This window comes from Polyangium sp. y55x31 (assembly GCF_029946505.1).
Lineage (GTDB): Bacteria > Myxococcota_A > Polyangia > Polyangiales > Polyangiaceae > Polyangium.
The window spans coordinates 589,507-614,473 of sequence record NZ_JARZHG010000002.1 but is presented as its reverse complement, the minus strand read 5'-3'; the positions used below and the strand labels follow the sequence as shown (position 1 = coordinate 614,473).

The window sequence follows — 24,967 nt, the reverse complement described above, 5'->3', positions numbered from 1 at the left end:
GGCTCCTCGAGAGGAGGCGGCCGCGTGGCTCCTGGTCCAGCGGGCGCCTCCGCGTCCTAGGATATCCCCGTTCGTCGCACGGCGCGAGGGCCGCGGGTTTGTCCCGTGAACACGCGTTCGCGGGACCCCCCGGCCCTCGTCCGTTGAAACGCACGTTGCGGGATGTGCGATGTTTCCCTACTCGACAAGCTCAGGGGCGGCAGATGCTGTAGCCGTCGGGGAGGATGGTGCTCGGCTGGCAGGTCGTCTGCACCATGCCCTGCCCGGTCTGGACCACGGGGCAGTCCGTGTCGGGCGCCTGCGGATCGCAGACGACGCGCTGCGCGGGGTAGGTACAGGTGGCGGCGCAGCGGAGGAGCGGATACCAGTTGCCGTTTTGCGTCTGGGTGAGGTCGCCGCAGCAGACGGTGCCGGCCGGGCAGTGCTCGGGGAGCTGACATTCGATGCGCGACTCGAAGCCGGGCTGGCCGTTGCCGCCGAAGTCCGTGGCGCAGTTGTCGTTGTCGTCCGGGCCGCTCACGCACTCGCCCTGGGGCGGATCGTTGACGTCGTATTCGTCCCAGCAGCAGGCGTTCTGGCCGTCCACGGGACAGGACACGTCGCCACACGCGACCATGACGGGCGGAGGCGGCGGTCCCGACGAGGAGCTCTGCATGCTGCTCGACGAGCTCGACGAGCCGTTGCCCGCGCCGCCTTGACCTGAGCCGCCGTTGCCTGCGCCGCCCTGACCCGAGCCGCCGTTCCCGACGCCGCCTTGCCCTGAGCCGCCGTTCCCGGCGCCGCCTTGCCCTGCGCCGCCGTTGCCTGCGCCGCCCTGTCCGCCGGCGCCGCCTGCGCCGCCCGAGGCGCCGGTCCCTTGTCCACCGGAGGCAAACAGTCCCGTGGTGTCCGTCCCGCAAGCGGCCATCGCCGTGCCCACGACGAAGAGCGTGGCGAGGCCGAACGATCGCAACGAAGCTCGTTTCATGGATGACTCCTCAGATACCCGAAAGGTACACGCCGGAGGTAGCCTGCGGGGCTCGAAACAGCCACCCAATTTCGTCATGACGGAGACGCGCCGGGCGCTCAGGTTTCCAGCCGGCAATCAAAATTGGATCGTCGCTGGACGCGGAGGGGCTTCACGAGGGGGTCGCTTTACACGCCGAGCGACGCTTGGCATGGTGGATCGAAAGGCCGAAGCGGCCCGGATCGAGGAGGCACTTCATGAGCTTCAGAAAGTATTTGGCCGTGCTCGCGGCCATCGTCCTGCTCGGCGTCAGCGCCGTGGCGGACGCGACGACCATGCTCTTCCTTTCGCGCGAGGAGCTCGTAAACCGTTCGGACCTCGTGGTACGCGTGCGCGTGGGTAAGGCGGTCACGGCCGAATCCGAAGACGGCCGGGGCCTCGTGACCCGCACCGAGCTCGACGTGGTGCAGCTCCTCAAGGGTAAAGTCGAGGGACGCGTCGTCGTGCAGCAGCTCGGCGGGACAGACCGGGGCAAGACGCAGAAGGTCCTCGGTGACGCGGCGCTCAAGGCAGGGGAAGACGCGGTGGTATTCCTGCGCCGCGACGACAAAGGAAGAATGTACTTCACGGCGCTCGCGCTCTCCGTGTACCACGTGGACGCCAAAGGAATGGCGCGCCGCGAGCTCGACGGCGTCGAGCTCGTCCGCTACGTGGGCAAGAAGCTCGAGCCCTCGGGGCACGTGGAGCGGCCCGAGACGGTCGAATCTCTCATGACGGACGTGGTCCGCCTCGCCGGAGGAAAGTGAAATGAAATCGTTCCTCCGCAAGGCCGCCCTCCTCGCCGCATGCGCGGCCGGCATTCTCTCCGCGCCGACCGAGGCGCGCGCCTGGACCGGCCTCGAAGGCCCGCCCTATCCGGTCTGGGGCATTCTCCCCGTCAAGTTCTACGTCAATGCGTCCACGTTCCCGCCCGAGATCGCCGCGACCGCGCAGCAGCGGCTCGTCGACGGGTTCGGCTCCTGGGCGACCCCCGAGTGCACCGATTTCGCGACGCAGCTCCTCGGCGATCTCCCGGACGGCACCTGGAATTCGAACGACAACAAGAACGTGCTGCTCTGGATCAACCGGCCAGATACGTGGCCGCTCGAGCTCGGTCCGGTGGATTCGGTCATCGGCGTGACGCTGCCGGTATGGTCGGCCGACGGCGATGGCAATTCGATCATCTACGACGCGGACATCGTCTTCAACAACGTCGGGTTCTGCTGGTACGACTCCGCCACGAACCCGAGCGGCAATTGCGTCGGCGGCAGCCCCGTCGATACGCTCTCCATTGCGACGCACGAGCAGGGCCATTTCCTCGGCCTCGGTCATACCGACGTCGCGGGCTCGACGATGGAGCCCTTCTATGATGGCGGCAATGCCATTGCCTCGATCGAGCAGGACGACATCGACGGCGTCTGCACCCTCTATCCCCCCGGCTCCGGCATCCCGAGCTGCAATGCCTGCACCACGAACGCCGCGAAGACCGAATGCAACGCGCTCGCCCAGGGCTGCACTGGCCAGTGCGTCGGCATCTACAACTGCGAAGCGTCCTGCCCCATCGCCAAGACCCCCGCCGACTACAAGGCCTGCCTCGACGCCTGCAAGATGCAATTCCCGGAGGGCGTCCAGGCCTACGAGGCGTACGCGGGCTGCATCTGCAACCTCTGCTCGAAATCGTGCCCCATCGAATGCCCCGGCGGCTCCGGGGGCGTAGGCGGCGGCGGCTGGGGCGAGGAGGAGCCCGAGGGGCCCAGGATCGAGGAGTCCGGCGGCTGCGGCTGCTCCGTCGAGGGCCAGCGCGGCAAGCTCGGCGCCCTCGCCGCCCTCGGCCTCGGCCTCGCCGCGATCGCCCGCCGGCGAAAGCGGCGCTGAGCAGCCTCCCCGAACGCCACCAATTCCAAGACTTTACGCCTCTCCCGATCCCTGGCATGGCTCGCCGGTCATGCCGCTCCAACCTCGAACGGAGCTCGATGCGGACGTAGCTCGGGCGCTCTCGGCGCTCGGCGCGGAGACGTCCGAGCCCGCCCTCGACGCCGTCGCGGCCCCCGGCGCAGCCGCCGCCGCCCTCGACCGCCTCCCCCCCTCGGCCCCCTTCCTGCTCCGCGCCGCGCCGCCCCTCGGCAGCGCGTCGAGCCGCCATGGGCCCGAGCCCGAAGCGCCGGTCTGGATCCGCGGCACCCTCGGCGGCGCCGACGTCCGCATCGCACCGCTCCGCCTCGCCGAAGGGGAACGCCCGACCGCCGGCCGCGTGGCCCGGTTGGTCGTGACCACCGAGGAACGTCCCTGCTGCGACGCGGTCGCCTGCACGAACCACCGCACCCTCGCCGCGGCCTGGGTCGAGCTCGAACGCGCGGACGCCGAGGCCGCCCCGCGCCGCCTGCTCGTCGCGGCCGTGGTCGATCTCGACGGAGACCGCGCGCGCGCCCGCGTGGTCCGCGCAGCGAGCCCGCTCGCCCGCGCCTTCGCCGCGCCGCTCGAAGCCGCCGAAGGCACGCTCCCTCCGCCCGCGGAGTCCGACGCCCAGCCCGAGGGGCCCGTTTTACCGGCCGGCAAGCTCGCGCGGTTCGCCCTGCGCCCCGAGGGCGAACGCCTCGTCCTGCGGGATCACGACAGCCGGGGGCCGCGGATGAACGCGCGCCGGAACACCGTGCTCGGCACGATCCTGCTTGCCGTCGCGCTCGCCCTGTGGCTCGAGGCGGCGCGCGCCTTCCGAGCGGGCGATCGCAACCTGACGATCGGCCTTTCCGCGGCCGCCGCGCTCGTGACGCTCACCGGTTACGCGTTCGTGAGCGTCGCGCGCTTCGGCGCCCGCTACCGCGCCCTCTCCGCGCCGCTTTTCTGGGCCGGCCGCGATCGGTACTGCATCGCGCCGTGGGTGAGCCGCGCGGGCGCCGTGGATCTCTTGCCGGAAGGCCGCCTCGGCGCGGCGATCGCGATGGAAGAGGTCCGCGGCGTGTCGACGCCTCGGCGCGACGACCTCGTGGCCGTGGAGATCGACAGCGATCACGGGCCGATGGACGTCTTCCTCACGGACGACGCGGAGCTCGCCTCGTTCTGGGCCGCGGCCCTGCGCCGCGCGCTCGGCGACATGGCGCACCCGGGGACGCGCGCCTCCGCCCGCAAACGCGCGCGCGAACGTGCGGCCGGCGAGGCCCCGGCCGCGGCCGCGTTGAAAGAAGTCACTCGATGAAGGGATTCGCCGACAGGGTGTTCGAAAAGCCGGACGCCTCGTCGCCGCGCACGCAACGCAGCCGATACGTGTAGGCCTGATCCTCGTTCGCGCCCTCGTCGACGTGATCGGTATCCGTGCCCTCCGCGGTGAAGGCCGGCGCGAACGTCTCCGCGTCGGTGCGCCGCTCGGCTTCGACCTCTTCGCAAGGCGAAACCAGGCTCCAGCGCACGCGCAGCACCTTCGACATCGGGATCACGTCCTCGAGCACGGGCGCTTCGAGCGGCCCGCCCGCCGAAGGATCGCCCCCCGCGTAGCCCGTCGGCTCCGAATCCGCGGGGTCGACCTCGCTCGCGCATGCGCCCGCGGCGAGGAGCAAAAGTACACGCGCGAACGAAGAAGCAAAGCGTTTCATCGGTCCCTCTCGATGCCCGTCAGTCGCCGCTTTCCTTGCCCGCGCCGACGAACCAATCCTCGCGATCCGCGAAGAGGACGTTGAACGTCGTGAGCGTGCCATAACAGGCCGTGATGTACGCTTGGAGCTGCACCTTGTCCGTGTCGGGGAGCCCCTCGTGCGCGTTCAGCTTCGCCTCGAGCACGCGGAGTTTGTCCCGGACCATCACGATCTTGTGAAAGAACGTGTCGAGCGGGATGCGCTTCTCCGCGGTGCCCGCCTTGCCAGGCCGGAGGACGATCTCCCCGCCCTGCCAGCGCGCCCCCATCTCCGTGCGGCCGAGGCCGAGCTCCTCCGAGAGCACCTCGCGCAAGACCCGCCTGAACTCGTCGATATCCATGTCGATGTCGATCTCCCTGGGCAACGAGGGGCCGGCATTCACGGCCCGCGCGCCCTGCGTGGTCTCGGACGATGACGGCCGCGTGACGTCCGCGTCACGGCGCCGTGGCTCGATGGCCGAGGAGCGCGCCCTCCGAGGCTCGCCCGCCGCGCGCGGCGGAGGCGGCGGCGCCGGAGCGCCCTTCGGCCGGTACCGCGAGCACGTCGACGTCTGCCGGATCGGCGAGGGATACACCTCGAGCGCGCAGTCGCCCACACGCCCGAGGCGCGAATCCTCGCGCGGACGCATGAACGCCGCACAGCTCCCGCAGCGGCCCTCGAGCTCGCTCATGAGGGCTCACCATAACGCAATCCGTCGCCGGGGCGAGCACGCACTCGTTCGGGCGAACGCGCCCGGTCGGCACTACACTCGGCCGCATGGTCCGCCCTCGCACCTTCCTCGCCGCGCTCCTCGTCGCCCTCGCCGCTGGATGCGGCACAGCCCCGCCGCCCGGCCCCGACGCACCCACCTCGGCCGAGGCCGGCCGCACGAACGGCGCGGCCGGGGCGAACGACGCAGCGAAATCGGGCGCGCCCACGAAGGCGGAAGGCGCGGCAGCCGGAAAGGACGCGGCCGGGGCGCCGCTCGTGTTCATCGAGGACGACCTCGAGGGCGCGATGGCGCGCGCGCGCGCCGAGAAGAAGGCGCTCTTCATCGATGCATGGGCGCCGTGGTGCCACACGTGCCTCAGCATGAAGAACTACGTGCTCGTCGATCCGGCGCTCCGCCCGCTCGCCGATCGCGTGGTGTTCGCGGCGATCGACACGGATCGCCCCTCGAGCGCCGCATTCCTCGAGCGATACAAGATGACCTTCTGGCCGACGTTCTTCGTGATCGATCCCGCGAAGGGCGACGTGGTCGCTTACTGGCCGGGCGCGGCCTCGGCGCGCGAGATGCGCGGCTTCATCGAGGACGCGGTGCGCGTGATGGATGCCTCCGCGCCGCCGTCGGATCCGCTCTACACGCTTTCGCAGGCGAGCGCCGCGCGCGCGGCCGGCGATCATCGAAAGGCGCTCGCGCTCTACGACGAGCTGCTCGCGAAGGTCGACGCGCGCTGGCCGCGCCGCGACGATGTGCTCGCGGGAAAGCTCTCCGCGCTCGCCGGCAGCGGCGACGTCGATGGATGCGCGCGATTCGGCGCGGAGCACGTCGACGAGATTCGTGGCGCCGCGGCGCCTGCCGATTTCGCGGCCGTGCTCCTGAGCTGCGCGAGCCGGCTCGCGAAGAGCTCGACGCAGGATCTCGCGCGTCGCAAGGCCATGGCCAGGCTCGAAGCGCTCGTCGCTTCGCCGCCGCCCGAGTCCACGGTCGACGATCGCGCCGACGCGCTCGCGATTCTGGCGGGCGTGAAGAGCGAGCTCGGCGACGCGGAGGGCGCGCGCGCGGCGCACGAAAAGCGGCTCGTGATCATGGAGAAGGCCGCGGCCGAGGCGAAGACGCCCGAGATCGCGGCGACGTACGATTACGGTCGGGCGATCTCGTACGTGGCGCTCGGCCGCGGCGAACAAGCCGTGCGCATGCTCGAGCAACGCGAGCGCGAGATGCCGAAGTCGTACGATCCGCCGGCGCGCCTTTCGAACGTGCTCGCGAAGATGGGGCGCCTCGACGCCGCGCTCGCGGCGAATGGCCGCGCCGTTGCGCTCTCGTATGGGCCGCGGCGGCTCGCGTACCTCAAGCAACGCGCGGAGCTTCAGGCGAAGATGGGCGATAAGCAGGGGCAGATCGCCACGCTGCGCGAGGAGGTCGCGGGGCACGAGGCGCTCGGCCCGGGGCAACGTAATGAAGCGGCGCTCGCGGACGCGCGCCGACGCCTGAGCGAGGCGCTCGGCGAAGGGAACGCGGCGCCCAAGCGGTGAAGCGCCCGCGGGCGCAGGCGTTTTCCCGGCGTCCCGAAAGACGCCACGAGGGCCTCCCGCCGCGGGTCGCGCAGCGGGAGGCTCGGGTCGTTTCTGGAGGGTGAGGGGAGGGGAGGGTTACGGCCTGCCGGGGAGCGGATCGCCGGTGAGGATGCAGTGCAGCGTTTCCGGATCGCAGCGGACCGGGAAGTCCGGGTTGATGCCGGAGCCGACGGAGATGCCCAGGTCGGGATGCGCTTCCGCGTCGCAGTACAGATCGTACGGCACCGGCGGATCCGGGTTGGCCGGATCGGCATCGTCGTTGCTGGCCTTCGTGTCGGGGTTTTCGTCGTCGTCGACGTCGAGGCCGCAGTACACCGACGGCGAGAGGGCGATGAACTTGTACGTGGCTTCGCAGCCCGCCGTCACGTCGCGGTAGACCATCTCGCCGACGGCCTGCGTACCAGGCGCGCCTGCGGTCACGTACACCTTGACGTTCCGCCACTCCTGCTGAAGGTGCACGGCCGGTTCGATGATGGGGTTGCCCATGTTATCGACGTCGCCCGTGTCGAACTCCTCCACGTTCGCGTCCGCGACCGCGAGCGCTGCCGTGCCATTCGCGCCGCCCGTGTAGCAGATGTTGTTCGCATCCGGGGCGGTCGTGAACTTGCCGAACGCGTACGCCTTGTCCTTGCCGAGATCGTAGCCCGCGCCTTCGCGCGCGCGCGCCAGTTCACCGAGGGTGGTGGACTGGATCGCGATGCTGCGGTCGTCGTAGTTCGCGAGCGTCTTGTCGGCGTTCGGCGCGAGGTACGTGGACATGCCGATGTCTTCGCCCTTCAGACCGAGGCACGCCTCATCACCGCTGATGAGCTCGTACTTCGCGAAGTACGCGTAATGGCTGACCACGCACTGGATGGTGGGTTGCGAGCAGGAGGCCCCGGAGAACGCGAAGAACGCCGCGCTGGCGAGCCCCATCGCGCCGACCAGGACACTGTGGATTCGGTGCTTCATGGTGAGCTTCCTTTCCCGTCCAACCATCAGAAGGTCACGCGCGCGTTGATGCGGATCTGCCGCGGCGTCTGATAACCGGTCGGGTTCTTCCAGTTGGGATTGACGTCCGTGGCCTGGAATTCCGTACCGTCGGAGTAGAGCAGCTTCTTGCTCGTGTCCGTCGGCGCCTCGCCCTTCTTGCCGTAGAGGTTCGCCTCGTTCCCGTTCTCGACGGGCAGGACGTCGGCCAGCGTGTACCGCTGGTCGAAGCCCGTGGCCTGCTGGAAGTTGAACAGGTTGAAGACGTCCACGCCGACCGTGAGCGCGCTGTCCTTCGAGAAGCGGTAGCCGAACGTGATGTTCGTGTCGATGCTGTGGAGCCACGGCGTACGACCGCCGGCGCCACGGGGCAGGATGAACACCTCGGAGTCGCCGTACTGGACGTGCGAGCCGAGGACGTTCAGCGGCGTGCCGCTGCGGCCGAGGTAGCCGAGGCCGACGTTGATCGTGACGTTCGCCGGGAGCTGGAACTCCTTGGCGCCGAACAGCTTGATCACGTGGCGACGGTCACCGGGCAGATCGCCGGTCCGGTTCGGGAGGAGCGAGATCAGGTCGAAGTCCGAGTTGATGTTCGGATCGAGCTGGCCCGTCTCCGGCCGGAACAGACCCGCGAGGTTACCGCGGTTCCACGAGATGGTGTAGTTGACCTGCGCGAGCCACTGGTTCGAGAAGGCCTTCTGGAAGTACACCATGAAGGAGTCGTAGTCGCGCGTGGCCTTCGGGAAGTCCTTCGCGATGCCGTACCCCGGGTTTCCGATGAAGTACGTCGACGCCTCGTCGCGGCTCATGTCCTCGATGGCGTAGTTCAGCCACTGACGCGTGTAGGCGCCGCCGATGCGCGCGTCCGTGATGATCTCGTACTCACCGCCGATGACGATCTGATCCGACGACTGCGGCTTGATGTCCGGGTCGACCGGGACGCGGTCCGAGCCGGTCACGAGGTACTTGAGGTTCGGATCGTACGGCGTGGGGCCCGTGAGCGTGATCAGGTTGTCGACGCTGTTGCACTCGGGGCCGCGCGCCTGGAGCGGATCGAGCGGGTTGCAGACGCCGTTCTTGGGCGGGTTGCCGTCCGGGTAGTTGAGCGAGCGGCTCTTCTGGAGGCCGAGCTCACCGGGGAACGAGCGATCGACCATGTTCAGCGTGATCGCCTGGTAGAACCGGGCGAAGTTCGCCGTGATCTTGGCCCGGCCCTCGCGGGTCGGATCCCAGATCGCGCCGATGCGCGGCGACCACTGGTTCGGCAGCGCGATGCCGACGTTGCCGTCGTTGCCCGTCACGATCTGCGCGTCGTAACGAACGCCGAGGTTCACCGTGACGCGGTCGAGGATGTTCCAGGAGTCCTGGATGAAGCCGCCGACCGTCGTCGAGATCGAGTTCGCCTCGAAGACGGGGAGGTTCACGACGTCGTCCGGCCCCTGCAGGAAGCCGTAGCGGCGGAAGTCCGCCACGTTGTTGCCGTTCGTGCTCTCGCGGAAGAACACGCCGCCGCCGAAGGCCTTCGTGTTCGTGTAGTTCAGGACCTCGAAGTCCACGCCGGCCTTGATGACGTGCTGCCCGAGCGCGCTGAGCAGCGCCGTCGCGATCACGCGGCCCTGGTAGCGGTTGCTCGTGGCGATGTTGATCTGGCCGGGGCCGCCGGTGCGGTACGTCGCCACCGGGCAGTTGGTCGCTGCGAACTGCGCGCCGCCCGCGTTGCAGTCGGCGATGGCCGACTGCGGGAGCGACTCGAAGTCGGTGATCGGGTGCAGGCCGGGGTTCGACGTACGACGCCACGTCATGCCCGGCATGTAGGCGAGCTTCGTGGGATCGTTGAGGTCGTTGACGTTCGAGCCGTCCGCCGCGCCGATCTGGACGCTGTTGTAGACCCAGCCGAGGGTCGCATCGACGAGGAACTTCTTGTTCGCGAACGCCGACGAGCTCTTGATGACGACGCTGTTGTTGAAGACGTCCGTCGTCTGACCGAGCGAGTTGTACGTGCCGATCAGGTTGCCGACGCCGATGCCGCCGTCCTGCGCGTCGAAGCCGTACGTGCCGTTGCCGCCGGACGTCGACGGAGCGCCGAACACCGTCACGCTGATGTTGTGGTCCTGGTTGATGTTCCAGGTCAGCTTGCCGATGTACTGCATCGTCTGCTGATCGGCGTAGTAGATCTGCGGCGCGACACCCGTGAGAGGCGTCGCGGTCTGGAAGCCGGTCGACTCGTCGATGACCGGGGTCGCCACGTCGTTGATACCGTCCGTCCCCGGGATGAACTCCTTACTATCCGGATCGTTCGGATCGTAGTTCGGGTTCGGCATCAGGGTATCGGCGTACGTGTGGTTCAGGCGGCTCAAGGTGCGCTCGAGGCGGTAGCGCTGCAGCGCCACGCTGAAGCCCGCGTAGAACCAGAGCTTGTCCTTGAGGATCGGGCCGCCGATCTCGAAGCCGAAGTCACGGACCGAGCCGAGCGTCGGATTCGTGTTGATCGTCTGACCCGCGCGCGGGATCAGCGTACGCTGTCCCTCGAACGCGCCGGGCGTGATCGCACCGAAGACCGAGCCATGGAACTCGTTCGAACCGCTCTTCGTGACGACGTCCATGACGCCGCCGGCGCTGCGGCCGTACTCCGGCAGGTAGCCGGCCGTGATGACGTTGACCTCCTTCACGAACTCGGCCGAGAGCGGCACCGCGAGGATGCCGAACGCCGGGTCGTTCGCGGAGACGCCGTCGATGATGAAGCCGTTCTCGGGCGACGACGTGCCGTTCACGGACACGCCGTACGTATCGGCGTTGGCGCCGGGCGCGACCGCCGCGAGGCTCTCGAACGAGCGCGTCGCGCCGCCCTTGGCGGCAGGCGGGTTCACGGCCACGCGGCGCGTGAACTCGCTGTCGATGGTCACCGCGACGCGCGAGGAGCCGACGTCGATGATCGGCGGCTTGCCGACGACGACGATCTCTTCGCCCGCCTGGATGTTCTCCGGCAGAAGCTCCAGGTTGACGCGGATCGTCGAGCCGCTGGTGAGCTTGATACCGCCGCGCGAGAAGGGCTTGTACTGCTCCTTGTCCGCGCGAACCGTATAACCCTCACCGGGGGCCAACTGCGGAATGCGGAAGTTACCACCCGCATCCGTTACGACGATCTGCTCACCCTGCAGCGCGGGGGACGTCACCGTGATGACGACGTCCGCAACGGGTGCTTTCGTGGCCGCGTTACGCACCTGGCCGGTGATCACGCCGTCGGCTGCATACGCCGAGCCGGCGACCATGACGACTGACGGCACAATCGCGGCCAACAGGCCTAGTCTGTCTCTGAATATCACGAGCCCTCCATCCCTCCAGAAGTGGGCCAAGTGTCGAAAAGGCGGCCGACTATACCCATGTTCCGTGACCGTCAACAACACTTTCTGCGGCCTTCGCGTAACTCTTTCTGTGGGACGCCCGGACACACCCCCCGGCGAGCCCTCCGTGAAGGCGTTCCGCGACGCACCCTGACGCGGCCCGTCGCGCGATGCGCGCGCAGCGTCCGGCGCGACGCACCCGCGTGTTGGTCACTCGGTTGGTCACTCGGTTGGTCACTCTTTTACGAACTCACCCCGTTCGGGGGGTGTCCGGAAGTGGGAAGGAGACGGAACAACCCATCCCCGGACCCGCCCCGGGGGGGCTCTCTAGAATTCGTTTCCCCCCCAACCGCAAGATCTGCGGGGTCGTCGTCTTCTTTGGCTCGCGCCGGCAGACGATTTCGACTATCAGGGCTCAAGGCTCATGTTTGACTCGGTTCTAGGCCGCGACAACATCCCCAAGAGCCGCCTCGGCACGGGCGCCGTGCTGTCGGTGGTGGTTCACGCCCTCATCTTCGCGCTCGTCCTCTACATCACGACGAGACCGGTGGAGAAGAAGGTGGATCTTCCGGAGGTGACGTTCATGGCGGCAGCCCCGCCACCACCGCCGCCTCCGCCGCCTCCTCCGCCCGCGGGAGGCGCAAAAAAAGTCAAGCCGATCGAGAAACCGAAACCGGTAAAAAAGCCGGACACGATCGTCGAGACCAAAGAGGAGCCCAAGCCGGAGGAGAAGCCGGCGGAGAAGGAGCCCGAGCCCGAGGCCAAAGAAGAAGAGGGCGAGGGCGAGGAGGGCGGCGTTCCCGGCGGCGTGCCGGGCGGCGTTCCCGGTGGCGTGGTTGGTGGCGTGGTCGGTGGTGTGCTCGGCAATCCGCCGCCGCCTCCTCCGCCTCCGCAGAACGTGACGATCCCGTTCGGCGCGGGTATGACCCGTCCGTCGAAGGTCTCGGGTCCCGAGATTCGCCACACGCCCGAGGCCCTGGCCGCGCGCGTGGAGGGCGTGATGATCGCGCGCTGCGTGATCACGGAGTCGGGCAGCGTGGAGGGGTGCTCCATCATCAAGGGCTTGCCCCACATGGACGCTGCCGTTCTCCGGACGCTCGCTTCGCAGCGGTATACGCCGGTCATGTTCAACGGCAAAGCGCAGCGGGTCAACTACACCTTTACGATTCGCCTGGTGATGCCCAACCGCTGAAGACGCGGGCCACGCACGGCCGTGCGGGCCATCTCCAGAGCACCGAACACTCGAGTCATCAAGAGAACGCGCGAGGGAGGCGCGACCGAAACCATGGATTTTTCACTGAGTGGACTTTGGCGTGAAATGGGGCTTTTTGCCCGCCTGGTCGTGATCGTGATGGGCGTCATGAGCCTCACGTCCCTCCTCGTCCTGGGCGAGAGGCTCGTGATGTCTTTCAAGTCGATGTCCGACTCGAAGGTGTTCGCGGCGAAGATGGCCTCCCTCCTGGCGAACGGCGATCTCGATAGCGCGGCGGACGCGAAGTTCGGCAAGGACATCGGCTACCTCGGTCGCACGATCCGCGCGGGCCTCGTGGCCTACAAGGGCTCGGTTCACGGTGACAAGGACCTCTGCTTCGAGTCCGTCGCGCGCGCCCTCGAGCGTCAGCAGGCCCGCGAGCTCGCGGTCCTGAAGCGTGGCCACGGCTGGCTGGCGACGGTCGGCTCGACGGCGCCGTTCGTCGGTCTTCTCGGTACCGTCATGGGTATCGTCACGGCCTTCGAGAAGATGGCCGCGAGCGGCTCCGGCGGTCTCGGGACGGTCTCCGCGGGTATCGCCGAGGCGCTCATCACGACGGCCTTCGGCCTCCTCGTCGCGATCCCGGCCGTCATGGCCTTCAACTTCCTCGCCGGCTGGGTCGACGCGCGCGCGGTCGACATCTCCGAGTCCTCGAACGAGTTCCTCGATCTCGTGGCGCGTCGCCTCGCCGAGGGGCCGCGCGAGGAGGAGGAGGAGGAAGAGGGCGAGGAGAGCGAGGCTGCGGCCTGAAAAGCCCGTCCTCGCGGCAGCGGGCGCGCCTTTCGGGGCGCGCTTGGCTCCGGCGAGGGCGACCCCTGAGAGGGAGTAGGTGTTCTCATGGGAATGGCAGTCGGCCCGAAGAAGGGCAGCGTAAAGAACGACATCAACGTCACGCCGCTCGTCGACGTCGTGCTCGTTCTTCTGATCATCTTCATGGTCATCACGCCCATGCTTCAGCGTGGCAAGGACGTGAAGCTGCCCCAGTCCAAGTCGATCGACGAGGAAAACAAGGAAAGCGATCCGATCATCCTCTCGGTCACGAAGGACAAGCACATCTTCATCGAGAGCAGCGAGTACGACAAAGAGGGCTTTTCGCCGGCACTCAAGGCGGTCCTCGACGCGAAGCCGGGGAGGAAGATCCTGCTCAAGGGCGACGACTCGCTGACCGTGGGCGACGTGCGCGAGGTCATGGAGATGTCGCGGAAGGCAGGCGCGAAGAGCGTGGCCCTCGGCGTTGAAGAGCAGAAGTAGAGCCAGCGGAGCCGAACGAGATGAGCAGAAAGACGAGAAGGGTGGCGATCAAACCCGCCAATCCGCCGAACTCGGACATCAACGTCACGCCCCTCATCGACGTCGTGCTCGTGATGTTGATCATCTTCATGGTCGTCACGCCGCTGCTCGAGAAGAACCTCGACGTACGCGTGCCCGAGACGGAGAAGGTCGAGACGGTCACGGAAGTGCCGCCCGATCAGCTCGTGGTTCGTATCGGGACCGAGGGTGATTTCAAGATCAACTACGACAAGGTCACGAACGAAGAATACGTCGAGAAGCTGAAGGCGAAGCTCGAGCGGCGGAAAGAGGACGACAAGATCGTCTTCTTCATCGCCGACGATGGAGCGAACTACGCGCGCCTGATCACCGCGCTCGACGGGGCGAAGCAGGCCGGCGCGAAGGTGCTCGGCATGATGACGACGCCCCCCGAAGAGGAAGAGAAGAAGTAAAGCTTCTTCGTGCGGTTCGCGAAGAGCCCCGGCGTGCCCGTGCACGTCGGGGCTTCGTCTTTTTCAGTCCTCACTGCACGAATCCGGCATTTCAACGATGGTCATTGCGGCGACCATCCCTGCCAAACCGCTTTTTACGGTATATTTTCGATATCCTGGTCTTTCTCGTGACCAGTTTATTTCATTCCGGACGAAACTGCTCAATGAACGCGCGAAGAAAAGGATTGACACACGGCTGTCACACGTGGTTGGCGTGCTCGTCACGGAAGCCGTGAGGGAAGGCGCGCGAGGCGCGCGTCAGGGGAGGCCGAGCAGGGCGCGGCAACTGTCGGTCGCGTTCGTGCATCCAGCGGCCGCGCTGCACGACTCGCATTGCGCGACGCAGATGTTCATCTCCGTCGCATACGTGGATTCGCACGTCGAGCAATCCGGGTTCAAGTTCATCGGCCCGGATTTCTGGCACTGGAACACGCACTGGCTGCGTTGCCCCGAGGCCTGCTTCGAGCAGGCCTCGACGTCGGTCGCACATTTGGGCGTGGCAACGCACGCGGCGCTCTCGACATCGGCCTCGTCCGGCTCGACGTAATCGATCGCCGGGAACGTGCACGCAGAGAGGCCGAGGAGCAGGCAGCAGAAGAACAAACGCGGGGAGCGCAGAGGGCTCGTTCGCAGCATCAGAACCTCCCTTCAACCGATAGAAATCCGACACCGGGAGCAAAGACGGGGTTCAAGCGCAGGCCCGCGCGCGGGGCACCCGCCGCGGGCGTCGGCGCCGTGAGCAAGAGCGCGACGCCGGCGATGGCCGTCGCCCCCGAGAGGCCGGCGAACACGTTGACGAGCGTCGCGTACGTCGCGCCCTCGTTCGCGATCGGCGCGACCGACGGATCGCAGTTCGTGAGCGTCGGGCAAGCGGCCTCGACCTTCGAGAGCCGATCGGCGCGCAGCCCGATGAACACGCCCATGGTCACGAGCGAGGCCGCCGACACGCCGATCGCCGTCCAGCCGAGCGTTCGCTGCAGCGATGAAGGCACCGGCCCGCCGCCGGCCTCACCGCCCGGCGTCGCCGCGAGCGCGACCCGCAGGCTCTTGCCCTCTTCCAGCGTGACGCGCTCCTCGCTCGCGACCGCGCCGTCCCGCCGCAACGTGACCGTGTACCCTCCCGGATCCACACGCAGCGCGGACCCCGCGGTGACCTTCCGCCCATCGACCGAGATCTCGTCGCCCGGGCGGCCCTTCGCGACCACGACCGTCAGCGTGGGCACACGTTTTTCCAGCGCGTCGATGTGCTGGTTCGCCTCGGTCACGACGTTCGGCGCGGTGGATGTCGCCTCACGTGCGGCCATTCGAAACGTCTCCAGGGCATCGACGAGCTTGCCGATGTGCTCCAGGCAAAGCGCGATGTGGAAGCGCACCTGCGGGGTCATCTTCACCTGACCCACGGCCTGGAACAGCGCGAGCGCGTCGGCGAACTTGCCCTCGTCTTCGAGCTTTCGCCCCCGCGTGAATTGCTCCCGCGCCTCCTTCAGCTCCGCGGCCGTGGGGGATTCGTTCGCCCACACACGCGTCGGCCCCGAGGTGCCAACGAGCAAGGCGATCCCCACGCAGGCTGCCTGAGCGTGAAACCGGCGCAAAACGGATCCTCGAAATCGATGGTACCACGCTTCGCCATGCGCCGGGTGCACGTGGGCCTCAGAAACCAGGGTCGTTGACGTTCGTCGTGGGGCGTTTCCCCGTCGGTCCCGAGGCCTTTCCCGAGGCCGATCCCGAAGGAGCGTGCGTCACGGCATTGGCGCTTCGCGCGGCTGCTGGCGCTTGCGTCGTCGTGGCTGCGGGCGCAGCGCTCGGAGGCGTCTCCGGGAGCGGGGCTTCGTGCGGCGTGGGGAGAGCTTCGGCCTTCGGCGCGCTCGGGGAAGGCGCGGGCGTGACGGGATCTGCGTCGCGCTTTCCGGCGAGGCCGACCACGGCGAGGCCCGCGAGTAAGCCTGCCACGACGAGGGCAAGAGCGAGCGCAGGTCCACGTTTCGGCGAGGAGGCAGGCTGCGCCGCGTCGGCGCTCGCGGGCGGGCGCAACGAAGGCAAGGCGCGCGGCCGCTCGATCACGACGTCGCCCGGGCCGATCTTCACGAGCGCATCTTCGAGCGCAGTCGCGAGCGCGTCGGCGTCGGCGAACCTGTCTGCGGGGTTTTTCTGGAGGCACTTCGTCACGATGCCGCGCACGACCTCGGGCACCGACGTGTCGAGCGGCGCGGGCGGCGACTCGGCGATCTTCGTCATGAGCGCCTGGTAGTTCGGCGCGACGAACGGATGCTTGCCCGAGATCATCTCGTGCAGCACGACGCCGAGCGACCAAACGTCGGTGCGGTGATCGACGTCGAGCTCGCCGAGCGCCTGCTCGGGGCTCATGTACGCGGGCGTGCCGAAGGGCACGCCGTTCATCGTGGCGAGGGTCTCGTCGGCTTGTCGTTGCTTGCTGATGCCAAAGTCGAGGAGTTTTGGGACGAGGCCGCCGCGCATCCCACGGGCGAGAAAAATGTTCTCGGGCTTGATGTCGCGATGCACGATGCCGGCGACGTGCGCGGCAGCGAGGCCGCGCGCGATCTCGGCCGCGATCGCGACGGCCTCGGCGGGACGGAGCGCGCCTTGCTCCTCGATGCGCGCCGCGAGCGACTGGCCTTCGAGCAGCTCCATCGCGAGGTAGAGGCCGCCGCCGGGCGCGACCTCGCCGAAGTCCGCGACGTCGACGACGTTCGGATGGCGAAGGCGGCCGATGGCCTGGGCTTCGCGGAGGAAACGCGCGCGCGCCTCGGGGCCGGCGCGGACGGGGAGGCTCGCGAACTTGAGGGCGAAGTCACGCCCGAGCAGCTCGTGCCGGCCAGCCCACACCGTGCCCATCGCACCCCGCCCGATGGGGCGGAGGAGTCGGTAACGTCCGGCGACGAGGTCTCCTTCGTTCACGTGGGAATCGGCAAGTGCGGCAAGCGTGTGGGGTCGGGCGGGAGCCCTGGTCGACGAGCTTATCACTCCCCCTGGTAAGTGCCGAACACAGCCCTGCCGGAACTGGAGACTTGTGGTGTGGCCTGCCCAACTTGCACGACGACGGAGAGGAAGGCGGCGGGCTTGAGGCCCTCGTCGGGGCCGCTCTCGTTCGTGATGTAGGACAGGCCGAGGCCGGCGAGGAAGCCGAAGGAGGTGGTGTTGCCGCCGTCGCCGAGGACCGGGATGGTGGGGGCGACGCCGAGGTAGCCGAGGAGGCCCACGCGGCCGTCGCCGAGCTGCTGGATGGAGCCGCCGAGCTGGCCGGCGATGGGGAAGGCGCGGCGGCGGACGGGGTCGTAGCTGTCGACGGCGAGGGCGACGCCGACGGCGCTGAGGACGCTGCGCGTGACGAGGGGCCGTTCGAGCCAGGGGGCGCGCGTGATCTGGAGCGTGGCCAGCATGGCCGGGATGGTGAGGTAGGCGCGGAGGCAGCTCCCGGCGGCTTCGAGGGTCTCGAAGTTCGACTCGCCGCACAGCGGGACGGAGTGGATGGTGGCCGAGCCGATGAGCCGACGCGCCGACTCGGGGGTGGCCTCGCCGCCCGATCGCAAGGAGGCCGCGACGCGCGTCGCGTCGGAGACGAGGACGACCTTTCCGTCGGTGTTCAAAGGATCGCTGTAGACCGCGAGCCTGAGGCGCGAGTCGCCGTCGAAGTTCTCGGCGAGGGGCGGGAGCTGGAACTCGGCCGAGTTCGGCGTGACGATCCACTTGTGATCGTTCAAGAGCTCGATCGGCGCGCCGTTCGAGGTGCGATCGGTGCGCGTGAGCGAGACGTAGAGCGCGAGCGGGGCGACGAGGCGTCCCTTGGTCGAGCCGGAGAGGCGGACGCGACAAACGCCTTGGCGAAGCGGCTCGGGCGCGATGACGAGCGACATGTGCGCGAGCGGCTGCGGCCCGGGGCCTGCGGGCGCCGTGGCCTTCATCGGGAGCGACGGACGCGACGGCCCCATCGGCGAGAGCTTGGGCGCGACGGGCCCGGTTTTTGGCGCAGGCGCAGGCTTCTTGTCGGCCGGCTGAACGTCGGGTTTGTCCGCGGGCTTCGGGGCGTTGCGCGGCGTGAGGCCAGAGGCTTCAGGCTCGCGGGGCGCGGTCTTCGGCGTCGCGTCGGGCGGAGGCGCGGCGGCGGCGCGCTTCTGCATCACGCCGGGCGGAGGCGAGGACGGGCTCGAGGGCGGCGCGGACGGCAGACCCGAGGGCCGGCGCATCGCGGGGCCGCAGTCGACCTTGAGGTCCTCGAGCTGCGGATCGGGGAAGAGCATGCGCGCCGGGTTCGACTCGACGAGGTTTTCGAGCGGCGGGATCGAGACGCGGTAGGTCGCGTTGACGACGGTGGCGGCGGCGGTGTTGTCGAGGTTGAACGCGGTCACGCGGAGCCAGCCGCCGCTCGGGAAGATACGAAGGACCTTGCCGTCGGCCTTGCCGCAGCCGCCGGAGGCGACCTCGAAGACGGGCACGGTGAAGGTGCGCTGGAAGGGCTGCACGCGGGCGTTGCCGCAGCTATCGACGATGGCGAGGTAGCGGAAGTCGGCCATCTCGGACTGCTTGGGCCACTGCATGCCGAGCAGGACCTCGGCCGAGTCGGGCAAGGGCGGGACGGGGATGTCGTCGCGGCAGAGCGGGGCTTTTTCGACCTTGCGCGCGCCCGGCTTGTCGTCCGGCCCGACGGGCGGGTAGGCGCAGACGTGGCGATAATCCCGGCGGCCGAGGAGGACGGGGTCGAAGTCGAGCGTGCGCTTTCCCTGCTCGTCGAGGCGGCCCCAGATCGTGAGCGGCAAGGGGAGCGTCGGCGTCTGCAGCTTGATCGAGCGGAGCATGTCGTCGCCGATGCGGCTCTGGCCGGCCTCGCCGAGCGTGGTCGTGCACTGCCCCGTGGAGCAGAGCCACGGGCCGCCGCGGCGCGCGGTCTCGATCGGGACGGGGTCGGTGTCGCGGACGCTCATGAAGACCCGGCTCGCCTCGGGGAAGATCTCGGGCGCGGTGCCGGGCGTGGCGCCGCCGTTCGCGGTCGCCGGTCCCCGCACGATCTGCAGGCTGCCGCTGAAATCCGCGGGCATCGGGGCCGAGCCCGAGGTCTTCGTGTTGACGCGTGTCGTCGTGGGCTCGGGCGCGTCGGTGCCGTCGTCGCCGCCCGTGTCGTCGTCTTCGTCCTGCGCGGCGACGGGGCCCGCGAGCGAGAGCGAAAGCGATGCTGCGACGCCGAAGAGCGCGAGGAAGCGGAGCCAGGCCGCGCGGGCGGGGCGGGGGCGCGCGGCGCTTTCGTCGGGGACGCGAGGGGCGGCGAGGGGGGCGTGTCGCATGGGGTTCATCGCTCGGTTGGAGGCGGCGCGAAGGTCAGGGCGCTTCGACGATGCTGATCGGGTCGGAGGCGCAGTCGGGGCTCGAGAGGAGCCGCGGCGTGACGTGGAGGCGAACGCTGCCGGGAGACTTCGGCGTGGCGGGGATGACCGTCGCGGGGTTCGGCTCCTTGTCGAGCGTCACGCTGGCCTGATCGATGCCGAGGAGCTGATCGTCGTCGACGCGGAGATCGACGGGCATGACGAGCCGGACGCGGTTCACGTCGAAGGCGCTGACCTCGAAGAGATCGACCTCCTCGCCGAGGCCGACGACGCTCTGCAGCGCGCGGACGCGGAGCAGGCGCGGCTCGGGATCGACGACGACCTTCGGGCCGGGATCGATCTGCTTCTGGCCCGAGGTGACCGCGAAGTCGGCCTCGCCGCCGATGTCGCTGAAGCAGAGGAAGAAGCGCTCGCTCTCGCCGGTCGCGCCGAGCAGGACACGCAGGCGCGTCTTGCGATCGGCGCAGTCGGACGTGGTGGAGAGGGCAGCCTCGCTGAAGAGGGACTCGATGATGACGGGCGCGTTCTCCACGACGCCGGGCGCGTTCGAGGGCGGCGTGGCCCGGACGAACGCTTCGCGGGAGCGGATGGCGCCGGGCCGCCACTTGGAGCCCAAATCATCGGGCAGCGGGCCGACGGTGCACTTGAGCGCGAGGAAGGTCGGGAGGACACGCGCGCCGTCGAGCGACTCGTCGAGGCCGGCGACGAGCATCGTGAAGTTCGTGGCGGTGCCCGGCAGGCCGGCCGGCAGGATCTGGATGGCCTCTTCCTTCGTTTGCTCGGCCCAGCTCACGATGATGGCCGCCTCGCCGGACCAGTCGCTCTGCGAGGCGACGACGAAGCGCGCGTACCCCTCGCTCGACGCGGTGCATCGAAACGCGCCCTCGACCTCGTGGCAGGAGGGGTCGGTTTCGTCGGGGTAGGGCTCGAGGACGAGGGCCTCGGGCGGGTCGACGCGTACCGTGACGAACCCGCCGTAGGCCGGCGCGCCGCCCTCCGCGAGGAACAAGGTGACGCCGGTCTGGAAGGGCTGCTGGCGTGGCAGGACGGGTTTTCCGGCTTCGTCGAGCGTGTCGGCCGCGAAGAGGGAGCCCGCGACGTGGACGCGGATGTCGACTTGCCCGCTCGGGGCCAGCGGATACCCCGGCTCGATGCAGGCCGAAAACGCGAGCGGGACGAGGAAGGAGGCGCCGAGCGCCGCACACCGCATGCGGCCAGGCCGACGAGGCGCGGAGGAGCGAGGGATCGAGCTCACTTCTGGTAGATTTCGGTGTACTCGTTGCCGAGCGGGTGGCGGTGCCAGGCGTATGCGGACTGCGGGAAGCCGTTCTCGTCCGTGTAATCGCATTGCCCGAGCTCCCAGTCGGTGTGCCAGACGCTGGCGCCGGTCGTGGGATCGACCGACATCGAGTGCGCCGTCACGTCTTCTTCTTCGGGCTCGCCGCCGTGCGAGATCCGGGCGCTCGGGTCGACGTATTGCTCGAGCACGTCGATCGGCACCCGCGCGACGCGACCGCCGGGCAGGGGGATCGAGAAGACCAAATCCTTGTGCGTGTCTCCCATACGGCTCCTGACAACGTGTGCGGCGTGCGCGTTCCCTTCTCGCCGCCTTGCCCGCGAGAATACCGGACCCGAGGCCCGGTTCCGCAAGGGGAATGCCGGGATGTGATGTCGTTCGGCGCCCCACGAACGCTCGCGCACGCGAAGCGCTTTCCGCCCCCTGGCGAGCGCTGGCGTCAGACGAGGGTGTGCCGGAAAGCTTCACGGGCGCACCGGAGATCCCGAGGATCCGCGGGCTCGGTGAGGGCGATGGTGAATGACGTTGACCCCGCCGGGCGATGGTGGCCCGATACAGAGTGGCGGCACGGAGCCGCGCAGGGACGGGCCTACGTGTGACGGGCGCGGAGAGCAGCGGGACGGACCCTCGAATCGGTACGCTTGCCGCCGGGAAATACAAGGTCCTGCGCCTGATCGGGCGCGGCGGGATGGGCAGCGTCTACGAGGCGCAGAACGTCGCGATCGGAAAGCGCGTCGCCCTGAAGTTCCTCCGCACGCCGGCAGGCGCGGATGCATCGGTGCGGGCGCGCTTCCACAGGGAGGCGCGCGCGGTGTCGGCGATCGAGAGCGCGCACATCGTGCAGATCTTCGACACGGGGGAGACGGAGGCCGGAGAGCCGTTCCTCGTGATGGAGCTCTTGCAAGGCGAGGATCTCGCGACGCGGCTCAGGCGCCTCGGGCGCATGAGCGTGCCGCAAGCGGCAGCGATCGCGGCCCAGGCGCTGCGTGGGCTCCGGCGCGCGCACGCGGCGGGCGTGGTGCATCGGGATCTGAAGCCGCAGAACGTGTTCCTCGCCGACGCCGATGACGGCAAGACGCACGTCAAGATCGTCGACTTCGGGCTCTCGAAGGTGCTCGGCAGCGAGGCCGAGCTCGTGGCGGCGTCGAGCCTGTCCGCGCAGGATCCGCTGACGCGGGTCGGGACGCCGGTGGGGACGCCGTTTTACATGTCGCCCGAGCAGATCGAGGCGCTCGACGACATCGATCCGCGCACGGACATCTGGTCGATGGGCGCGATCCTGTACGAGGCGCTCGCCGGCGCGCCGCCGTTCTCCGAGCCGACGTTCGCGCGGCTCGTCATCGCGATCTGCCATCGGGATCCGCCGGAGCTCGGAGCGCTCGTGCCAGGGCTGCCCGAGGCGCTCCGGCGCGTGGTGCGGCGCGCCATGGCGCGGGATCGAGGCGAGAGATTCTCGACGGCCGAGGAGTTTCTCACGGCGCTGCTCGAAGCCGTGCCGGATCTCGAGCGCTCGCAAGGGCCGGGGTCGATGCGCGCGGACGCCGCGCCGCCGCGCCCGCCGATGCCGACCTCGGACGCCGATACGCCGATGAACGTTCGGCCGGGACCGACCGCGCCGGGAGACGTCGAGGCGTCACCCGAGAAGAGCGACAGCGGCGCGGAGGCGCCGGGCGCGGAGCTACGCACGTACACCGTGGGAGGGGCGACGTTGTGGCTCAGCGCGTCGCCTGCGTTCTCGCTCTGGCGAGGCGAGGTGAACGCGCCGGATCGGCTGCGCGTGGAGACGCGGGACGGCGGCTTGTTCGAGCTGCGGCTTTCGCCGGTGGGCGTGCTCAGGCTCGGTCGTGTCGAGCGTGTGGGCGACGAGCGGAACGAGCTCGTGTATCCGGACGTGGCTTCGCGCCTCGCCGCCACGTTGCGGCATGACGGCGTGCGCTGGTGGCTCCGGCGTCGCACCGAGTGCAGCGTGCCCGTGCAGGTCGGCGCGCATTCGCTGGCGCGGGGCGAAGAGGCGGCGCTCGTGCACGGGACGTTCGTGCAGGTCGGAGGCATGCGGGCGACGATGGTGGATCGGCGCTACGTGACGCCGACCGTGCCCGCAGGGACCGTGGACCCGACGACGGGTCTGCTCGGGCGCGCGGGGCTCGAACAGGAGATCGCGTCGTTCCTGCAGCGCAAGCGCAGCGGCGCGCTCCTGCTCGTGAAGGCGCAGCCGTCGGCGGTGCGCCCGGGCGGCGCGGAGTATCCGCCGGGCGCGATCGCGGCGGTGGCGATGCATCGCGGCGCGCCGAGCATCGCGGTGGGGCTCGTCGAGGAGACGGCCGTGGCGCTCGTGACCGGCGAGGCCGCGGAGATCGCGGAGAAGGGGCGCGCGGCGGCCGCGTCGGCGCGTACGGCGGCGGAAGGGCGCTCGTTTGCGTGCGGGTACTGGACGCTTTCCGGCGACGGGAGCGACGCGGGGCGCGAGCTCGAGCTCGCGCTGCACGCGATGACCGCGTTCTCGGAGACGTCGGGGCAAACGGTCGCCGCGCTCCGTTCGAGCGTGCCGGGCGCGCGGGTGTCGAGCGTGCAAGAGGTCCTCGGCGCGTCGATCGACACGAAGCGCACGACGCTGCTCTTCGCGATCGAGGAGCAGAAGGCGCTCGAAGCGGTGGGACCGCACGTGATCGCGGCGCTGGAGAAGGAGCTCGCGGCCGTGGCGGCGACGCACGCGGGGCAAGCCGCGCTCGTCGCGCCGATGGCGCCGGGCGTCGTGGCTGCGTGCGTGACGCGGAAGGTCGACGCGGTCGCGCTCGGCAGCGCGGTGCAGTGCGACTGGCACGCGCGGCCGCCGATCCTCGACGGCAAGGTGGAGCTGCCGCGGACGCTCTCGTGGGAGGTCTTGCACGGCGACGTGCAGACGCGGGCGCAGGAGCTCGCGCGCGAGTGCGCCGATCCGCACGGGGTGCTCTCGGCGCTCAGCGGCGGATTGCCGTATCCGATCTCGGGGCGCGTGCACGCCGCGATCGCCGCGTCGAGCGCGATCGAGCGCGTGAAGATGCTCTTCGACGTGCTCGAAGGCACCTGGCGGTTCATCGCGACGGTGCTGCTCTCGGCGTACTTCGCGCGACGGCCGGCCGAGGGCGGCGAGGTCGCGCCGGGGTTCGACGCGATGGTCGAGCTCTACAAGCGGCACGGCAGCCGCGACGGCTTTGCGCTCGGGACCTGGCGGGAGATCGCGCGGGCCGCGGCGAAGGGTTTTGAAGGGCGCGACGATCCGATCGGCGCGCTCGTGCGCGACGTGCTCGGCGTCCGGCTCTCGCAGAACCAGACGTTCGAGACGCTCTCGAACCTGATGCAGGTCGAGCGCAACAGCTTCGCGCACGGTCACTACAACGAGGCCCGCGCGGCGGCGGATCTGCCCGAGTTCGAGCAGATGACGCGCACGCTCCTGCGGGCCCTCCGGCCGCTCTGCGCGTGGACGCTCGTTACGGTCGAGAAGACGGAGCCGGATCTTTACGGCGATCTGCAGACCGTCGAGTTCATCGACCACACGGGCCCGTTCAACACGGGGACGCGGCGTCGGCTCGGGCTGAACAGCCCCATGCGGCTCGCGAACGTGACGTACCTGGCGCGCTGGCGCGAGGGGCTCGTGCTGCCGCTCGAACCCTTCTTGCGGCGCGTGGCCCACGAGGACAAGTTCGACGTGTACTGGATGGAACACCTGCCGCGCGCCGGGACATGCCTCATGAGCTCGGTGGTCGGCGGCCCCTCCATCAAGGTGCCGGGCGATGTGCGAAGGCTCCCGCCCCTCTTGCGGCTCGTGATGGAACGAGCTTCCTGAGGAGCGCGCGGGGCGAGACGAGGACGAGGTTGGGATGCGGCTTCATGCGAATGTCTCCATCTGGCAGAGGGAGCACGACGGGACCTACGTGGCCGAGCTGAACGGTTACAAGCTCAAGCTCACGTGGAAACCCGAGGCTCCGGGAGAGCGGCGCGGCTTCAAGTGGGAAGCCGAGCAAGAAGGCAAGGAGCCGATCCAATCGGACGAGCTCCACGAGGAGGCCGAGATCGCGATGGCCCAGGCCGAGGCCTTCGCGCAGGGGAAGCTCGCCTCGTAGCGGCGCGGCTCCACGCCTCCGCGCGGG

At 69.1% G+C, this 24,967-nt stretch carries 21 protein-coding genes; 10 read left to right on the top strand and 11 right to left on the bottom strand.

Annotation, left to right across the window (positions count from 1 at the left end):
* Window positions 1-190 precede the first annotated feature (190 nt).
* Window positions 191-967: a hypothetical protein gene (locus tag QHF84_RS05615; RefSeq protein WP_281312131.1), complete on the bottom strand. Its 777-nt coding sequence runs from the start codon at window positions 965-967 to the stop codon at window positions 191-193.
* A 236-nt stretch (window positions 968-1,203) separates the two neighbouring features.
* Here QHF84_RS05615 and QHF84_RS05610 point away from each other — a divergent pair, with 236 nt between their 5' ends.
* The 3 genes from QHF84_RS05610 to QHF84_RS05600 all read left to right on the top strand — a co-directional run bounded on the left by QHF84_RS05610 (window position 1,204) and on the right by QHF84_RS05600 (window position 4,178).
* Entirely contained in the window at window positions 1,204-1,752 is a 549-nt protein-coding gene (locus tag QHF84_RS05610; protein WP_281312130.1) for a hypothetical protein, read from the top strand.
* Window position 1,753: 1 nt separating this feature from the next.
* Window positions 1,754-2,860 (top strand): matrixin family metalloprotease, encoded by a 1,107-nt coding sequence (locus QHF84_RS05605; RefSeq protein ID WP_281312129.1) that lies wholly within the window; start codon window positions 1,754-1,756, stop codon window positions 2,858-2,860.
* 70 nt (window positions 2,861-2,930) lie between these two features.
* The gene (locus tag QHF84_RS05600; RefSeq protein WP_281312128.1) at window positions 2,931-4,178 is read left to right on the top strand and encodes a hypothetical protein; all 1,248 of its coding nucleotides are present in this window, start codon (window positions 2,931-2,933) and stop codon (window positions 4,176-4,178) included.
* Here QHF84_RS05600 and QHF84_RS05595 read toward each other — a convergent pair.
* Together QHF84_RS05595 and QHF84_RS05590 are read right to left on the bottom strand one after the other, a co-directional pair.
* Window positions 4,168-4,572 carry a hypothetical protein gene (locus tag QHF84_RS05595; protein ID WP_281312127.1) on the bottom strand — a complete coding sequence of 135 codons (405 nt, stop codon included), beginning with the start codon at window positions 4,570-4,572 and terminating at the stop codon, window positions 4,168-4,170. The two genes, QHF84_RS05600 and QHF84_RS05595, sit on opposite strands and share 11 nt — an antisense overlap.
* Window positions 4,573-4,591: 19 nt before the next feature.
* Complete coding sequence (locus QHF84_RS05590) at window positions 4,592-5,281, bottom strand: hypothetical protein (protein WP_281312126.1); 690 nt, start codon at window positions 5,279-5,281, stop codon at window positions 4,592-4,594.
* 86 nt (window positions 5,282-5,367) lie between these two features.
* Between QHF84_RS05590 and QHF84_RS05585 the strand changes: the two genes are divergently transcribed.
* Window positions 5,368-6,846, top strand: coding sequence for a thioredoxin family protein (locus tag QHF84_RS05585; protein ID WP_281312125.1), 1,479 nt, complete (start codon window positions 5,368-5,370; stop codon window positions 6,844-6,846).
* Between the two features lie 117 nt (window positions 6,847-6,963).
* Here the strand turns inward: QHF84_RS05585 and QHF84_RS05580 are convergent, their stop codons facing one another.
* On the bottom strand, window positions 6,964-7,839 hold the full coding sequence (locus QHF84_RS05580; protein ID WP_281312124.1) for a hypothetical protein: 876 nt from the start codon (window positions 7,837-7,839) through the stop codon (window positions 6,964-6,966).
* Between the two features lie 26 nt (window positions 7,840-7,865).
* Window positions 7,866-11,126, bottom strand: a complete 3,261-nt coding sequence (locus QHF84_RS05575; RefSeq protein WP_281312123.1) for a TonB-dependent receptor — start codon at window positions 11,124-11,126, stop codon at window positions 7,866-7,868.
* Between the two features lie 496 nt (window positions 11,127-11,622).
* Here QHF84_RS05575 and QHF84_RS05570 point away from each other — a divergent pair, with 496 nt between their 5' ends.
* The 4 genes from QHF84_RS05570 (at window position 11,623) to QHF84_RS05555 (ending at window position 14,171) form a co-directional block, all read left to right on the top strand.
* A complete protein-coding gene (locus tag QHF84_RS05570; RefSeq protein ID WP_281312122.1) occupies window positions 11,623-12,390 on the top strand; it encodes an energy transducer TonB in 768 nt (255 codons plus the stop codon).
* A 93-nt stretch (window positions 12,391-12,483) separates the two neighbouring features.
* Window positions 12,484-13,200 (top strand): MotA/TolQ/ExbB proton channel family protein, encoded by a 717-nt coding sequence (locus tag QHF84_RS05565; RefSeq protein WP_281312121.1) that lies wholly within the window; start codon window positions 12,484-12,486, stop codon window positions 13,198-13,200.
* A gap of 87 nt (window positions 13,201-13,287) precedes the next feature.
* Window positions 13,288-13,701: a biopolymer transporter ExbD gene (locus tag QHF84_RS05560; protein WP_281312120.1), complete on the top strand. Its 414-nt coding sequence runs from the start codon at window positions 13,288-13,290 to the stop codon at window positions 13,699-13,701.
* Between the two features lie 41 nt (window positions 13,702-13,742).
* Window positions 13,743-14,171 (top strand): biopolymer transporter ExbD, encoded by a 429-nt coding sequence (locus QHF84_RS05555; RefSeq protein WP_281312119.1) that lies wholly within the window; start codon window positions 13,743-13,745, stop codon window positions 14,169-14,171.
* A 297-nt stretch (window positions 14,172-14,468) separates the two neighbouring features.
* Here the strand turns inward: QHF84_RS05555 and QHF84_RS05550 are convergent, their stop codons facing one another.
* The 6 genes from QHF84_RS05550 to QHF84_RS05525 form a co-directional block, all read right to left on the bottom strand.
* Complete coding sequence (locus QHF84_RS05550) at window positions 14,469-14,846, bottom strand: hypothetical protein (protein WP_281312118.1); 378 nt, start codon at window positions 14,844-14,846, stop codon at window positions 14,469-14,471.
* Window positions 14,846-15,772, bottom strand: a complete 927-nt coding sequence (locus QHF84_RS05545) for a hypothetical protein (RefSeq protein WP_281312117.1) — start codon at window positions 15,770-15,772, stop codon at window positions 14,846-14,848. Before QHF84_RS05545 ends, QHF84_RS05550 begins: the two co-directional genes overlap by 1 nt.
* An 88-nt stretch (window positions 15,773-15,860) precedes the next feature.
* Entirely contained in the window at window positions 15,861-17,126 is a 1,266-nt protein-coding gene (locus tag QHF84_RS05540) for a serine/threonine-protein kinase (RefSeq protein WP_281312116.1), read from the bottom strand.
* Between the two features lie 62 nt (window positions 17,127-17,188).
* Window positions 17,189-19,504, bottom strand: a complete 2,316-nt coding sequence (locus tag QHF84_RS05535) for a hypothetical protein (protein WP_281312115.1) — start codon at window positions 19,502-19,504, stop codon at window positions 17,189-17,191.
* Window positions 19,505-19,538: 34 nt separating this feature from the next.
* Window positions 19,539-20,753 carry a hypothetical protein gene (locus tag QHF84_RS05530; protein ID WP_281312114.1) on the bottom strand — a complete coding sequence of 405 codons (1,215 nt, stop codon included), beginning with the start codon at window positions 20,751-20,753 and terminating at the stop codon, window positions 19,539-19,541.
* 41 nt (window positions 20,754-20,794) lie between these two features.
* The gene (locus QHF84_RS05525; protein WP_281312113.1) at window positions 20,795-21,106 is read right to left on the bottom strand and encodes a hypothetical protein; all 312 of its coding nucleotides are present in this window, start codon (window positions 21,104-21,106) and stop codon (window positions 20,795-20,797) included.
* A 293-nt stretch (window positions 21,107-21,399) separates the two neighbouring features.
* On the opposite strand from QHF84_RS05525, the gene QHF84_RS05520 reads away from it, so the two are divergent.
* The gene (locus QHF84_RS05520) at window positions 21,400-24,663 is read left to right on the top strand and encodes a serine/threonine-protein kinase (protein WP_281312112.1); all 3,264 of its coding nucleotides are present in this window, start codon (window positions 21,400-21,402) and stop codon (window positions 24,661-24,663) included.
* A 34-nt stretch (window positions 24,664-24,697) separates the two neighbouring features.
* The gene (locus QHF84_RS05515; protein ID WP_281312111.1) at window positions 24,698-24,940 is read left to right on the top strand and encodes a hypothetical protein; all 243 of its coding nucleotides are present in this window, start codon (window positions 24,698-24,700) and stop codon (window positions 24,938-24,940) included.
* The last annotated feature ends 27 nt before the right edge of the window (window positions 24,941-24,967 follow it).